The 13647-nt window shown below is 53.5% G+C and carries 13 protein-coding genes; 12 read left to right on the forward strand and 1 reads right to left on the reverse strand.

What is annotated here, in order from left to right:
- Positions 1-205 precede the first annotated feature (205 nt).
- The 5 genes from CBE72_RS17440 to ompW all read left to right on the forward strand — a co-directional run bounded on the left by CBE72_RS17440 (position 206) and on the right by ompW (position 4846).
- Positions 206-1780, forward strand: a complete 1575-nt coding sequence (locus tag CBE72_RS17440) for a cytochrome ubiquinol oxidase subunit I (protein ID WP_100145363.1) — start codon at positions 206-208, stop codon at positions 1778-1780.
- 16 nt (positions 1781-1796) lie between these two features.
- Complete coding sequence (gene cydB / locus CBE72_RS17445; RefSeq protein WP_100145365.1) at positions 1797-2936, forward strand: cytochrome d ubiquinol oxidase subunit II; 1140 nt, start codon at positions 1797-1799, stop codon at positions 2934-2936.
- A 12-nt stretch (positions 2937-2948) separates the two neighbouring features.
- Entirely contained in the window at positions 2949-3062 is a 114-nt protein-coding gene (gene cydX, locus CBE72_RS17450) for a cytochrome bd-I oxidase subunit CydX (RefSeq protein WP_039032771.1), read from the forward strand.
- A 63-nt stretch (positions 3063-3125) separates the two neighbouring features.
- Positions 3126-3716 carry a nucleotidyltransferase family protein gene (locus CBE72_RS17455; RefSeq protein ID WP_229671925.1) on the forward strand — a complete coding sequence of 197 codons (591 nt, stop codon included), beginning with the start codon at positions 3126-3128 and terminating at the stop codon, positions 3714-3716.
- A 482-nt stretch (positions 3717-4198) separates the two neighbouring features.
- Entirely contained in the window at positions 4199-4846 is a 648-nt protein-coding gene (gene ompW / locus CBE72_RS17460; RefSeq protein ID WP_039032772.1) for an outer membrane protein OmpW, read from the forward strand.
- Between the two features lie 102 nt (positions 4847-4948).
- Here ompW and CBE72_RS17465 read toward each other — a convergent pair whose 3' ends face one another.
- Positions 4949-5695 (reverse strand): SDR family NAD(P)-dependent oxidoreductase, encoded by a 747-nt coding sequence (locus CBE72_RS17465; RefSeq protein WP_100145367.1) that lies wholly within the window; start codon positions 5693-5695, stop codon positions 4949-4951.
- A 117-nt stretch (positions 5696-5812) separates the two neighbouring features.
- Here CBE72_RS17465 and CBE72_RS17470 point away from each other — a divergent pair, with 117 nt between their 5' ends.
- The 7 genes from CBE72_RS17470 to CBE72_RS17500 all read left to right on the forward strand — a co-directional run bounded on the left by CBE72_RS17470 (position 5813) and on the right by CBE72_RS17500 (position 13615).
- Positions 5813-6226: a YbaY family lipoprotein gene (locus CBE72_RS17470; RefSeq protein WP_100145369.1), complete on the forward strand. Its 414-nt coding sequence runs from the start codon at positions 5813-5815 to the stop codon at positions 6224-6226.
- Positions 6227-6277: 51 nt separating this feature from the next.
- The gene (gene metA, locus CBE72_RS17475; RefSeq protein WP_100145371.1) at positions 6278-7222 is read left to right on the forward strand and encodes a homoserine O-acetyltransferase MetA; all 945 of its coding nucleotides are present in this window, start codon (positions 6278-6280) and stop codon (positions 7220-7222) included.
- A gap of 375 nt (positions 7223-7597) precedes the next feature.
- Positions 7598-8779, forward strand: a complete 1182-nt coding sequence (locus CBE72_RS17480; RefSeq protein WP_093982682.1) for a thiolase family protein — start codon at positions 7598-7600, stop codon at positions 8777-8779.
- Between the two features lie 125 nt (positions 8780-8904).
- Positions 8905-10398, forward strand: a complete 1494-nt coding sequence (locus CBE72_RS17485) for a CoA-acylating methylmalonate-semialdehyde dehydrogenase (RefSeq protein WP_025009786.1) — start codon at positions 8905-8907, stop codon at positions 10396-10398.
- 123 nt (positions 10399-10521) lie between these two features.
- Complete coding sequence (locus tag CBE72_RS17490) at positions 10522-11679, forward strand: acyl-CoA dehydrogenase family protein (protein WP_025009787.1); 1158 nt, start codon at positions 10522-10524, stop codon at positions 11677-11679.
- Between the two features lie 37 nt (positions 11680-11716).
- Positions 11717-12490 carry an enoyl-CoA hydratase gene (locus CBE72_RS17495; RefSeq protein WP_039032778.1) on the forward strand — a complete coding sequence of 258 codons (774 nt, stop codon included), beginning with the start codon at positions 11717-11719 and terminating at the stop codon, positions 12488-12490.
- Between the two features lie 12 nt (positions 12491-12502).
- Positions 12503-13615, forward strand: coding sequence for an enoyl-CoA hydratase/isomerase family protein (locus CBE72_RS17500; RefSeq protein ID WP_100145373.1), 1113 nt, complete (start codon positions 12503-12505; stop codon positions 13613-13615).
- Positions 13616-13647: the final 32 nt, after the last annotated feature.

A 13647-nucleotide genomic window follows, 5' to 3' on the forward strand; every position in this document is an offset into this window, starting at 1 on the left:
GCGTGATTCATCTCTCACTTTGCTTGTCAAATACAGATTTTCAAGCTCTTGGCGGGCCAAAGCGCGACAAAGTGAATCATTTGGGTGGTTTACCCGGAACCTCGGGTAGATAAGAAATTAATGAACTAAGCTATCCAACTCACCACCTGCTGTCTTTGATGGGGATCTGAAGGCAACGGGCGGAGCACCATGTAAGGAGTCACAAATGATAGTTGAAGAAGTCGTTGAGCTATCGCGCATACAATTTGCGTTGACAGCCATGTATCACTTCTTGTTTGTTCCATTGACTTTGGGTCTGGCCTTTCTGCTGGCAATCATGGAGTCACTCTATGTGATGACAGATAAGCAGATCTACAAGGACATGACCAAATTCTGGGGCAAGCTTTTTGGTATTAACTTTGCCCTGGGGGTTACCACAGGTCTGGCAATGGAGTTCCAGTTCGGTACCAACTGGTCTTATTACTCACACTACGTGGGTGACATTTTCGGTGCTCCTCTCGCCATTGAAGGTTTGATGGCCTTCTTCCTGGAATCCACTTTCGTGGGTATGTTCTTCTTCGGTTGGGACAGATTCTCCAAGCGTCAACACTTGGCGGTGACCTGGCTGGTAGCCTTGGGAAGTAACTTGTCTGCGCTGTGGATCCTGGTTGCCAACGGCTGGATGCAAAACCCTGTGGGTAGTGTGTTCAACTATGAAACCATGCGTATGGAAATGACCAGTTTCGCAGACGTGGTACTCAACCCTGTCGCTCAGGTTAAATTTGTCCACACTGTGGCCTCTGGTTATGTGGCCGGTGCCATGTTTGTTCTGGCTATCAGTGCCTACTACATCCTCAAGAAGCGTGACCTGCCATTTGCCCGCCGGTCTTTCGCCATTGCGGCTAGTTTTGGTATGGCTTCTATCCTGTCCGTTATCGTCCTGGGTGACGAATCCGGCTACAAGGTTGGTGAAGCTCAGCGGGTTAAGCTGGCGGCTATTGAAGCCGAATGGCATACAGAACCTGCTCCTGCGGCCTTTACTGCGGTTGGTTTCCCTAATCAGGAAACTATGCATACCGACTATGCCATCAAGATCCCATATGTCATGGGGATTATCGCCACTCGTTCAATCGACGAGGAAGTGACTGGCATTAAGGATCTGGTAGCCGAGCACGAAGTTCGTATCCGTAACGGTATGAAGGCTTATGCATTGCTCGAGCAACTGCGTGCCGCCAAGGCCGACCCTGCTATTGAAGAAGATCCAGCGGTTCGTGCCGCCTTCGAAGAGCAAAAAGTTGACCTGGGTTATGGTCTGCTGCTGAAGCGTTACACAGATAAAGTGGTCGATGCCACCGAAGAACAGATTAAGGCTGCCGCTTTGGATTCTATTCCAAGCGTAGCCCCGCTGTTCTGGAGCTTCCGTGTCATGGTGGGCCTGGGCGTTGTGATGTTGGTGGTGTTTGCGGCCGCATTCTGGCAGAGCACCCGTCACCAGATCGAAGAGAAGAAGTGGGTACTCAAAGCCGCACTTTACAGCTTACCTCTGCCTTGGATCGCCATCGAGTGTGGTTGGTTTGTGGCCGAGTATGGTCGTCAGCCATGGACTATCTCCGAAGTGTTGCCGACCTTTGTGTCTGCTTCCAGCCTGACCGCAGGCGATCTCTGGTTCAGTATCATCAGCATTACTCTGTTCTACACTGTGCTGCTGGTTATCGAACTCTTCCTAATGTTCAAGTTTGCGCGCCTGGGTCCTAGCAGTCTCAAGACCGGCCGTTATCACTTTGAAAAACTAGAAGCCTGAGCAGAGGGATTTCATTATGTTTGATTATGAAATAGTAAGATTTGTCTGGTGGTTGTTGGTTGGCGTTTTGCTTATTGGCTTTGCGGTCACCGATGGCTTTGATATGGGGGTAGGTGCCTTGCTGCCTATCCTCGGCAAAGACGACACTGAACGTCGGATCATGATTAACTCGGTTGCTCCTCACTGGGATGGTAACCAAGTATGGCTGATCACCGGTGCCGGTGCTCTGTTTGCCGCTTGGCCAACTGTTTACGCCGTATCATTCTCCGGCTTTTATGTCGCCATGATCATAGTGTTATTGGCGCTGTACCTGCGTCCTGTGGGTTTTGACTATCGCTCCAAGATAGAAGATCCACGCTGGCGTAAGAGCTGGGACTGGGCCCTGTTTGTGGCCGGGTTTGTACCGCCACTCATCATAGGTGTTGCCTTCGGTAACCTGCTGCAAGGTGTGCCATTCAGCTTCGATGAATATATGCGCGCCCACTATGATGGCGGCCTGCTGGGTCTGCTCAATGGCTTTGGCTTGCTAGCCGGTCTGGTCAGTGCCTGTATGTTCATGATGCAGGGTGCTTGCTGGCTACAGATGAAGACAGAAGGTGAGCTGCGCAATCGTGCCGCTGCTACCGCTCAGTTGACTGCTGTATTGCTGATAGTACTGTTTGGTGCCGCCGGTGTGTGGCTGGCTTACGGTATCGATGGCTATGTAGTGACTTCGGCGCTGGATACTAACGCCGTATCTGATCCAACTCAGAAGACAGTGGAAGTGGTTTCCGGTGCCTGGCTGGCCAACTATGACAAGTATCCAATGACCATGTTGTTCCCGGTCTTGGGCCTGTTGGCACCCGCCTTGGTATTGCTGACTAGCCGTTTCGGCCGCAGTGGTTTCGCCTTCCTGTTCAGCTCACTGGCGATTGCCGGTATCATCCTGACCTGTGGCGCAGCTATGTTCCCCTTCGTGATGCCTTCATCACTGGATCCTAACGTCAGTCTGACCATGTGGGATGCTACTGCTAGCCAGATGGCACTGAATGTTATGACTTGGGTGGCAATTATCTTTGTTCCTATTGTGCTTAGTTACACTTGTTGGACCTACTTCAAGATGTATGGTCGCTTGAATCGCAAGCACATTGAAAACAACAGCACATCACTTTACTAAGGAGCCTGGATTATGTGGTATTTCACTTGGATACTCGGCATTTTATTGGCTTGTTCTTTCGGCATTATCAATGCGCTCTGGTTGGAAAATACAGAGAACATGGATAGAGATACTGAAGATAAGTGATAGCTTGAGTTAGAATCGAAAGCCTCCGCTCTGCGGAGGCTTTTGTTTTTCAAGGGGACTATAGTGGCAAATGATAAGCTTGAGCCGAAAGGGCCGCAGCAGGTTAGCGAAACCGAGGCGGTTGAGCTGATCAAAAACTGGCTCAGGCAAGATAGGATGCGGATGCAAGCACTTGAGTGTGTTGCAAACCTTGGGGTCATTGATGCCTGGCTGGCGGCGGGATTTGTCCGCAACCTGGTGTGGGACAAGTTGCACGGCACAGTAACAGCACTAAGCGATATTGATGTGATCTACTATGAGCCGAACGACTGCTCGGAAGTCACCGATAGGGCCTATGAGGTGAGGTTATCTACCATGCTCGACTTACCTTGGTCGGTAAAAAACCAAGCCAGGATGCACCTTAAAAACAATCATAACCCCTATGTTTCAGTGTCTGATGCCATGAGCTACTGGCCAGAGCAGCAAACGGCGTTGGCTGTCAGGTTAAGGGCAGGGGAGTTGCAACTGCTCAATCTGTTCCCACTTGGCCCTTTACTGGCGCTGAAACTCAGTCCTAACCCCAAGAGCACTCCCGGAGTATTCGAGAGTCGGCTCAAGGCCAAGAATTGGTTGGCAGACTATCCATTACTTAAGATCCCATCACTTAAGAGCTAGTGATTCAATCGTCCTTTAATTAAGCCCCCCACTAATCGTTTGCACAATTTGAGCCCTTCTCCTGATTAAGTCTTTGCAGATAAACCACTTTCTTGATGCTGCCATTGGCTGCATTGTCAGAGGTCTCATTGCTGTCGATTGTTAGTTTAAAAAGCTGTTTAAATGGCAGTGTGCAGCATATCACTCTGCTGCTGTCTGTTAATTTTTGGTTGCAAACCTTATGGGTGGCGTAGGTTGAAAAATGTACTTTTCTTTCACTTTGGGGTTAGTGGAGTTTTGAACCGGCTCACTAATTTTAAAGGTGCTATATCAATAAACCTTTAGATTGTGTGATCTATTTCGCGCTTGCGCTATCTAAAACTGGGTACCACTCAAAGCGTTTGATGTAGATCAAAAATGTGAACGAATAAATCTGGCAGTGTGGCCTCAGTTGTTATGAATGTAATAAAAAACAAAGCGCTGTGTTGTCGCTACGGAGTGAGATGATGAAAAAAAATATCGTATCAGGATTGATTGCCGCCGCCCTTTTTTCCACTGTTGCTGCCCCTGCACTGGCCCACAAGGCCGGTGACTTTATCGTTCGTGCCGGTGCCGTTGTAGTCGCCCCGGACGAGTCCAGCCCGGTTGTGGCCGATATCGCCTCTTTTGGCGTGGACAATAACACTCAGTTGGGTTTGAACTTCGGCTATATGCTGACAGATAACTTTGGTATCGAACTGCTGGCCGCGACCCCGTTCAGCCATGACGTATCTCTGGGTGCACTTGGCAAGATTGCTGAAACCAAGCATCTGCCGCCTACCTTGGTGGCCCAGTACTACTTCGGTAATGCCGAGTCCAAGCTGCGTCCTTACGTGGGTGTCGGTGTTAACTACACCAACTTCTTTGACAATGACTTCACCGATGAAGCTAAAGGTCTGGGTCTGGACAACCTGAGTTTGAGCAACTCCTGGGGCTGGGCCGCACAAGCGGGTCTGGATTACCAGATCAACGATAACTGGTTGGTGAATGCTTCAGTGTGGTATGCCAAGATCAGTACAGATGTGAAATTCACTATGGGCGGTGCCGAACAAGTTGTTGATACTGACATAGATCCTTGGGTCTATATGGTCAGCATAGGTTACACCTTCTAATCTCTTTCAAACCTAAGCTCCCAAACCCAACAAACTCCCAACCATAAAAAAGGCGCCGTCGGCGCCTTTTTTATGAAAAACAATGAGAAGTCTATTTTATCCCTATTGTCCCTTGCGTTTCTTCACCTTCCAATGGCGGGTGTTATAGATAAACTCGGGCAGCAGTTTGGTGAGCCAGGCAACTGTCGCCCAGCGTTTGGTGACATAGACCCGGCGCTTGCCTTTTTGCAGGGCGCGGATGATTTGTCCGGCGACTACGTTGACTGGGGATAACCACAGCTTACTTTGTTGTAACGCGGCCTTATCCAGCAACCCCAACTGAATATCCGTAATGGTGATCGGTAGCTTGAGTCTTTGGGCATGCATGGACAGCCCTTCGAGATAGTTCATCCCAAAGGCTTTGGAGGCATGAAAGGCTACGCTGGGACCACCGCGAAGACCGGCAATGGAGTTGATAGCCGCAAGCTGGCCATATCCCTGCTCGCGAAACAGCCTGAAAGCTGTGTTGCAAACGGCGGCAAAGCCACGGACATTGACACTGATGATCTCATCTTCCAACTGCCAAGGCAGATCCGGATGATAGGAGTTGAGCCCGGTATTGACCAACACCAGATGTGCGCCCCCCAACTGTTGCCAAATCTGTTCCAGCTCGGCTATCAAGGTTTGCGGTTTATCTATGTCCAGGCCAAACACTTGAGCCTCGGTTGCCAGGGTGGCGGCAAACTCTTTCAATGAGTCGGGATCCTGTGCCAGCAATGCCAGTTTAGTGCCTTCATCGGCCAGGCGGCGGGCTATTTCACGGCTGAGGAGTGAGCTGGCGCCCACAATAATCGCAGTTGCTTGTGTCATAAGGATATTTGAACTCAAAAATGGAGTCCTATGATAGGATTATCCTCACAGGTTCTCAATGATTAAACTTGGATGTGTAGACATCCAGAAGTCTTTGTGTATGATTAGGAGCTAGCAATGAAAATGACAGGCAACTGGCTGCGCATGCCAATGATGGCGGCTGTAGCAGGAATGATGGCACTCACAGGTTGTGCGACCCCGAATGCCACAGTCGAAATTGATGGCGATGTCTGGTACCGCGAGCGTATTGCCCTGCCACCGGAAGCCGTATTGACGGTTCAGGTTCAGGACGTTTCCAAAGCGGATGCTCCGGCAGAAGTGCTGGCGGTTATTCAGCGCGACAGCGTAACCAGCCCAACGCCTTTTAAGTTCATTCTTGCCCGGGATCAGTTCCAGAGTGGCCACAGCTACAGTGTCAGCGCCAGGATCACCCTCAAGGATGACTTACTCTTTATCAATACCCAGGCCTATCCTGTCAATATCGACAAGGTTGAGCCGGTATCCGTCATGGTGCAAAAGGTAGGGCGCTAACAGGTATACCAAGCCAAGCGCCTTGCCCTGAAAGTTCAGGAGAGGCGCTTTATGCCCGTAAGAATACCCGATAACCTGCCAGCCGCCGACGTTCTTGAGTCGGAGAATATCTTCGTTATGTCCGAGAGCCGGGCGGCGATGCAGGATATACGGCCGATGAAGGTGTTGATCCTCAATCTGATGCCCAACAAGATTGAGACAGAAACCCAGTTGCTGCGGCTGTTGGGCAACACTCCGTTGCAGGTGGATATCGACCTGCTGAGGATCCACGACAAAGAGTCGAAACATACGCCGAGCGATCATCTCAATACCTTTTACCGTGACTTTGAAGATGTACGCCATCGCAACTATGATGGCCTGATCATCACTGGTGCTCCCCTGGGACAGCTGGATTTCGAGGAGGTCACCTACTGGGATCATATCCGCGAGATTATCGATTGGTCACAGGAGCATGTTACCTCGGTACTGTTTCTCTGCTGGGCGGCCCACGCCGGTTTTTATCACCTGTATCAACTCGAGCGTAAGATCCTCGCTGAAAAATGCTCCGGGGTTTATCAGCATAGGCGTATTCGCGCCCACGTGCCCTTGCTGCGTGGCTTTGATGATGAGTTTTATGCTCCGCACTCCCGTTATGCCCAGATGGATGTGGACGAGCTTAGGGCGCATCCCGAACTGACAGTGCTGGCTGAGTCAGATCAAGCAGGTGCCTACCTGGTGATCAGTAAGGATAATCGCAACCTGTTCGTGATGGGGCATCCAGAGTATCGCAAGTCGACCCTTAAAGATGAGTACCAAAGAGATCTAGCGGCCGGGTTGGCGCCCAAGATCCCGCAAAACTATTTCCGCAACGATGACCCAGAGGCGGAAGCGATTGCCCGTTGGTATAGTCACGGTAGTCTGTTGGTGAGCAACTGGCTCAACTATTATGTCTACCAGTTGACCCCTTATGACTTATCGGATCTCAGTGCTATTACGCCCTGGGAACAGAGTGGCTGAGCCGTAACGCCAAATGTTTTGTTGGCGGGAGTCGCAGTCTTGTGATTCCTGTCGCCTAAGTCCAAAAGGGCTTAGCTCATATCAAGCCAGATGGCGTCGGCCTCTACTGCTTATGCTTCCTCAAACTGATACTTCCTTCCCTAACCTTTTCTAAGCCGCAGTGTTTTGGCTTTCTTTCAGGGCACGCGCTGTCATCCTGCTGTAAATCCTCCCTGACAAAAATACCTATAAACAGAGTCCGTATTAGACTAATTATTACTTGCCTTACGTTCGCGTAAACGTCAAAGTGGCAGCAACAGAGTGCAAATTTGCTGCACCTTACACCGCCGGCCTGCTGTTGGGCCGGTGTTTGGGTGCCCAACAAGGGAGTCAACAATGAGTCGTCCTCAGGATATTGTTATCGTCGCCGCCAAACGAACCGCCATGGGCGGTTTTCAGGGCTGTCTTTCCACCGTGCCTTCTCCTCAGCTGGCGGCTTCCAGCATCAAGGCCTTGATGGAAACTACAGGAGTGAAGGGCGAACAGGTCGATGAAGTGCTGATGGGATGTGTATTGCCGGCTGGCCTCGGTCAGGCCCCTGCCAGACAGGCGGTTTTGGGGGCAGGTTTGCCCCAGTCTGTTGGCGCAACCACAGTCAATAAGGTGTGCGGCTCGGGGATGAAAACCGTGATGCTGGCGCACGATCTTATCAAGGCCGGCAGTGCCAATATCGTGATTGCCGGTGGTATGGAGAGCATGAGTCAGGCGCCGTATCTGCTGGATAAGGCTCGCGGCGGCATGCGTATGGGCCACGGTAAGGTGCTGGATCATATGTTCCTCGATGGGCTGGAAGATGCCTATACAGGTGGCGCCATGGGAACTTTCGCCCAGAAAACCGCCGATGATTTTGGCCTGACCCGTGAAGCCATGGACGCCTTCGCCCTGAGCTCACTGGAAAAAGCCAATGCGGCCATCGCCTCAGGTGCCTTCAAGGCGGAGATAGTCCCGGTAACCGTAAGCAGCCGCCGCGGCGATACTCTGATTGATACCGATGAGCAGCCCGGCAATGCCCGCCCTGACAAGATCCCGGCGCTACGGCCCGCTTTTGCCAAAGACGGCACCATTACCGCCGCCAACTCCAGTTCGATTTCCGACGGTGCCGCCAGTTTGATGCTGATGAGCCGTGAGCAGGCTGAAAACCTGGGGCTGGCAGTGATGGCCACCATCAAGGGCCATGCTACCCATTCCCAAGAGCCGGCCATGTTTACCACGGCGCCCGTGGGAGCTATGCAAAAACTCTTGGCACAGACCGGCTGGAGCAAGGATGAGGTCGACCTTTTCGAAATCAACGAAGCCTTCGCCATGGTGACCATGTTGGCCATCAGCGAGTTGGGACTGGATGCCGCCAAGGTCAACGTCAATGGCGGTGCCTGTGCGCTCGGTCATCCGATAGGTTGCTCCGGCGCCCGTCTGCTGGTGACTCTCATTCATGCGCTCAAGGCCCGAGGCCTCAAGCGTGGTATGGCATCGCTGTGCATAGGTGGCGGTGAAGCCACTGCCATGGCGATTGAGATCTGATATCCCGTCGGCCGCGGCAGCGGCCGACAACAAATTAAAGCTATCAACAAGACAGGACACGGCGTCATCAAAAAGCAGCCACAAGAGCTGTTGCCGCGCCGTTCCACTACTTACAAGGAATTCTTATGAGCACACAAGTCAAGCACTACATAGATGGCGAATTCGTCAACGGTTCCGGCAGCAAGCAGATCAATGTTACCAATCCGGCCAACAATGAAACCATCGCCTTTATCAACTGTGCGACCCAGCCGGAAGTTGAGCGCGCCATCGCCAGCGCCAAGGAAGCCTTCAAGAGCTGGAAGGAAGTGGCCGTTTCCGAACGCGCTCGGGTTATGCTGCGCTATCAACACCTTTTGAAAGAACACCATGACGAGCTGGCCACCATTTTGGCCCAGGAAACGGGTAAAACCTTTGAAGATGCCAAGGGTGATGTCTGGCGCGGCATTGAAGTGGCCGAGCATGCCTGCAACATCGCCTCCTTGCTGATGGGTGAAACGGTTGAGAACGTGGCCCGCAGCATAGATACCTACTCCTACACTCAGCCGCTGGGTGTCTGCGCCGGGATTACGCCATTCAACTTCCCGGCGATGATCCCGCTGTGGATGTTCCCGCTTGCTATCGCCTGCGGCAACACCTTCGTCCTCAAGCCATCCGAGCAGGATCCAATGACGCCGCAGCGTCTGGTGGAGCTTTTTGAACAGGCCGGTGCTCCCAAGGGCGTGCTGCAGCTGGTTCACGGTGACAAGACGGCGGTTGATGTACTGCTGTCTCATCCGGATATCAAGGCGATTTCCTTTGTGGGTTCTGTGGGCGTGGGTCAGTACATCTACAAGACAGGCACTGACAACCTCAAGCGGGTGCAGGCCTTTGCCGGTGCCAAGAACCACTGCGTGATCATGCCCGATGCCAACAAGCAGCAAGTGATCAATAACCTGGTTGGCGCCTCGGTTGGCGCTGCCGGTCAACGCTGTATGGCGCTGTCGGTCGCTGTGTTTGTCGGTGCCGCCAAAGAGTGGATCCCTGAGCTGAAAGAAGCCCTGTCCAAGGTGCGTCCCGGTCTTTGGGATGATAAGGAAGCCGGTTACGGCCCGCTCATCAGCCCGGCCGCCAAAGAGCGTGTGCTCAAGCTTATCGCCGAGGGCAAGGCCGAAGGCGCCGAGTGTCTGCTCGATGGTTCCGACTGCACTGTACCCGGTTATGAGTCAGGCAACTGGGTCGGCCCGACCATGTTCGACAAGGTAACCACGGACATGAGCATCTACAAGGAAGAGATCTTCGGCCCTGTGCTCTGCTGTATGGAAGCCGAGTCGCTGGAAGATGCCATTGAGCTGGTTAACGCCAGTCCTTACGGCAACGGCACCTCTATCTTTACCGCCAGCGGCGCCGCGGCGCGTAAGTATCAGCATGAAATTGAAGTGGGTCAGGTGGGTATCAACGTGCCCATTCCCGTGCCGCTGCCATTTTTCTCTTTCACGGGTTGGAAGGGCAGCTTCTACGGCGATCAGCACGCTTACGGCAAGCAGGCGGTGCGTTTCTACACAGAAACCAAGACCATCACCAGCCGTTGGTTCGAGTCTGATATCGCCTCTGGTCCCAACATGACTATCGCACTCAAGTAACAGTGTGAGCCCAAGGGCACCGGCAATGGCCGGTGCCCCTTTTTAATCGCAACAGTAAATAACAAGAGATCCGGCATCACCGGATCACCGCAAGACGCAGAGATCTGCGCACAGGAGTCAAGCATGGATTTCAATCTCAACGAAGATCAGCGCCAATTCGCCGAGCTGGCCCGTCAGTTTGCCGCCGATGAACTGGCCCCATTTGCCGCCAAATGGGATGAGGAGCATCACTTTCCCAAAGACGTGATCCAAAGAGCCGGGGAGCTGGGATTCTGTTCACTCTATTCTCCCGAGTCTGAAGGCGGCATGGGCCTGTCGCGTCTGGATGCCTCGATTATTTTTGAAGAGCTGGCCAAGGGCTGCACGGCCACCACAGCCATGCTGACCATTCACAACATGGCTACCTGGATGGTGACGACCTGGGGCCAGCAAAGTCTGCGGGCCGAGTGGTCTGAAGCGCTGACCACAGGCAGTAAGCTGGCTTCTTACTGCCTGACCGAGCCAGGTTCAGGCAGTGACGCCGCTTCACTTGCTACCCGCGCCGAGCGTGACGGCGATGAGTATGTGATTAACGGCTCCAAGATGTTTATCTCGGGCGCCGGCGCCACCGAGCTTTTGGTGGTGATGTGCCGCACCGGTGAGGCCGGCCCCAAGGGCATTTCGGCCATTGCCATCCCGGCTGATGCCAAGGGCGTTATCTACGGCAAGGCCGAGGACAAGATGGGCTGGAACGCCCAGCCAACCAGACTCATTACTTTTGAAAACGTGCGGGTGCCGGTCAATCATCTGTTGGGTGAGGAAGGCCAGGGCTTTACCTTCGCCATGAAGGGCCTGGATGGCGGCCGTATCAATATCGCCACCTGCTCTGTGGGTACCGCTCAGGCTGCACTTGAGCGCGCCACCGAATATATGCATGAGCGCAAGCAGTTCGGCAAACCACTGGCCGCCTTCCAGGCGCTGCAGTTCAAGCTGGCCGACATGGCCACAGAACTGGTCGCCGCGCGGCAGATGGTGCGTCTGGCGGCATTTAAGCTGGACAGCGGCGATCCCGAAGCCACGGCTTATTGCGCCATGGCCAAGCGTTTTGCCACAGATATAGGGTTTGCCGTGTGTGACAGCGCGCTGCAAATTCACGGTGGTTACGGCTACATCCGCGAATACCCGCTGGAGCGACATTTCCGTGATGTACGGGTACACCAGATCCTGGAAGGAACCAATGAGATTATGCGCCTTATCATCGCCCGCCGCCTGCTGGATGAGCATGCCGGCGAGATCCTCTAAGGCCAAACCCATTTAACCGAATTGCAAGGAGTCATTCATGTCTTTTTTGATTGAGCATATCGAAGGCCACACGGCTGTTCTGACCATCAACAATCCACCGGCCAACACCTGGACAGCCGAGAGCCTCAATGAACTGCGTCTCAAGGTGGAAGAGCTCAACAATGATCCCGATATCTATGCCTTGGTACTGACAGGGGAAGGGGAGAAATTCTTCTCGGCCGGCGCCGATCTCAAGTTGTTTGCCGATGGTGATAAAGGCAATGCCGCCACCATGGCACGCTGTTTTGGCGAAGCATTTGAAACCCTGAGCGCCTTTCGTGGTGTGTCTATTGCCGCCATTAACGGCTATGCCATGGGCGGCGGTTTGGAAGTGGCACTGGCCTGTGATATCCGTATCGCCGAAGAGCAGGCGCAGCTGGCATTACCCGAGGCCACAGTTGGCCTGCTGCCTTGTGCCGGCGGCACCCAGAATCTGACCGCTCTGGTCGGTGAGGGCTGGGCCAAGCGGATGATCCTTTGCGGTGAGCGAATCGATGCCGCCAAGGCCCGTGAGATTGGCCTGGTCGAAGAGGTAGTTGGTAAGGGCGAGGCCCTGAGCGCTGCCATTGCGCTGGCGACCAAGGCCGCCAAGCAGAGCCCATCGAGCGTGACCGTTTGCAAGCAGTTGATCCAGGCCGGACGTAATATGCCAAGAGCTCAGGCACTGCCGCTGGAGCGTGAGCTGTTTGTGGCTCTGTTTGACACCCAAGATCAGAAAGAAGGGGTCAATGCCTTCCTGGAGAAGCGTGCAGCCAACTGGAAAAACGCATAAGGAGGCGCTGATATGAGTCATGAAGTGGTATTTCAGACCCTGGGAACCGCCAGCGGCAAGTTGATTGGTGTGGCGACACTCAATGTGGAAAAAGCACTCAATGCACTGAATCTCAATATGGTGCGTTTGCTGGCTAAGCAGTTGGCTGCTTGGAAACAGGATGAACAGATTGCCTGCGTGATCCTCGACGGCAGCGGCGACAAAGCCTTCTGCGCCGGTGGTGATGTGCGGGCGCTGTATCAGGCGCAGCAGGCCAATCCCGGCAGTTACACCCAGGAAGCCCGGGTGTTTTTCGAAGAGGAGTATCGGCTCGACTTTCAGCTGCATACCTTCGGTAAGCCTGTATTGGTTTGGGGTGACGGCATTGTGATGGGTGGTGGTCTTGGGCTGATGATAGGTGCCAGCCACAGGGTATTGACCGAGCGCTCGCGCATCGCCATGCCTGAGGTCACCATAGGCCTTTACCCGGATGTCGGCGGCAGCTATTTTCTCGGCCGCATGCCGGGTAAGGCAGGGCTGTTTCTCGGCCTGACCGCCTACAATATGAATGCGGCCGATGCCCGTTATACCGGCATTGGCAATCATTTTCTGGCCTCAACGGATAAAGAGCGCATGCTCGATGCCATGGCGACGGTTAACTGGGGCAATAACACCAGTCTCAACCAGCAGAAGCTGCATGATCTGCTCAATGAACTGGAAACTCAGAGTGAAGAGCGTCCCGGCAGTAGCCGCTTGAAGGGCCATCAGGCTCAGATAAATGAGCTGATGACCGGAGATATGGGCGACATTCTCGCCAAGATGCAGGCCCTGGAAACCCAAGAGAGCTGGTTGCAGCGCGCCCGTGACACCATGCTGAGCGGCAGCCCACTTAGCTGGGCGCTGGCCTACGAGCAGTCAAGGCTTGGGACCGATATGAGCCTGGCGGATTGTTTCCGCTTCGAGCTGGGTCTCAGCCTCAACTGCTGCGCCATAGGTGATTTTTGTGAGGGTGTCAGGGCGCTGCTTATCGACAAGGACCGTAATCCCAACTGGCGTTACGGCAAGGGCAAGATAGCACCGCAAGAAGCGGTATCTGCCTTGCTTGAGTCGCCATTTGAACATGAACACCCATTGGCCGATCTGTAACAGATATCGGTAAACAAGATTCCAACAGGGAG

This window comes from Shewanella carassii, assembly GCF_002777975.1.
Classification (GTDB): domain Bacteria; phylum Pseudomonadota; class Gammaproteobacteria; order Enterobacterales; family Shewanellaceae; genus Shewanella; species Shewanella carassii.

Excerpts from the sequence above, each read along its gene's own strand:
- CBE72_RS17440 (WP_100145363.1), top strand. The coding sequence starts at position 206 with ATGATAGTTGAAGAAGTCGTTGAGCTATCGCGCATACAATTTGCGTTG.
- cydB (WP_100145365.1), top strand. The coding sequence starts at position 1,797 with ATGTTTGATTATGAAATAGTAAGATTTGTCTGGTGGTTGTTGGTTGGC.
- cydX (WP_039032771.1), top strand. The coding sequence starts at position 2,949 with ATGTGGTATTTCACTTGGATACTCGGCATTTTATTGGCTTGTTCTTTC.
- ompW (WP_039032772.1), top strand. The coding sequence starts at position 4,199 with ATGATGAAAAAAAATATCGTATCAGGATTGATTGCCGCCGCCCTTTTT.
- CBE72_RS17465 (WP_100145367.1), bottom strand. The coding sequence starts at position 5,695 with ATGACACAAGCAACTGCGATTATTGTGGGCGCCAGCTCACTCCTCAGC.
- CBE72_RS17470 (WP_100145369.1), top strand. The coding sequence starts at position 5,813 with ATGAAAATGACAGGCAACTGGCTGCGCATGCCAATGATGGCGGCTGTA.
- metA (WP_100145371.1), top strand. The coding sequence starts at position 6,278 with ATGCCCGTAAGAATACCCGATAACCTGCCAGCCGCCGACGTTCTTGAG.
- CBE72_RS17480 (WP_093982682.1), top strand. The coding sequence starts at position 7,598 with ATGAGTCGTCCTCAGGATATTGTTATCGTCGCCGCCAAACGAACCGCC.
- CBE72_RS17485 (WP_025009786.1), top strand. The coding sequence starts at position 8,905 with ATGAGCACACAAGTCAAGCACTACATAGATGGCGAATTCGTCAACGGT.
- CBE72_RS17490 (WP_025009787.1), top strand. The coding sequence starts at position 10,522 with ATGGATTTCAATCTCAACGAAGATCAGCGCCAATTCGCCGAGCTGGCC.
- CBE72_RS17495 (WP_039032778.1), top strand. The coding sequence starts at position 11,717 with ATGTCTTTTTTGATTGAGCATATCGAAGGCCACACGGCTGTTCTGACC.
- CBE72_RS17500 (WP_100145373.1), top strand. The coding sequence starts at position 12,503 with ATGAGTCATGAAGTGGTATTTCAGACCCTGGGAACCGCCAGCGGCAAG.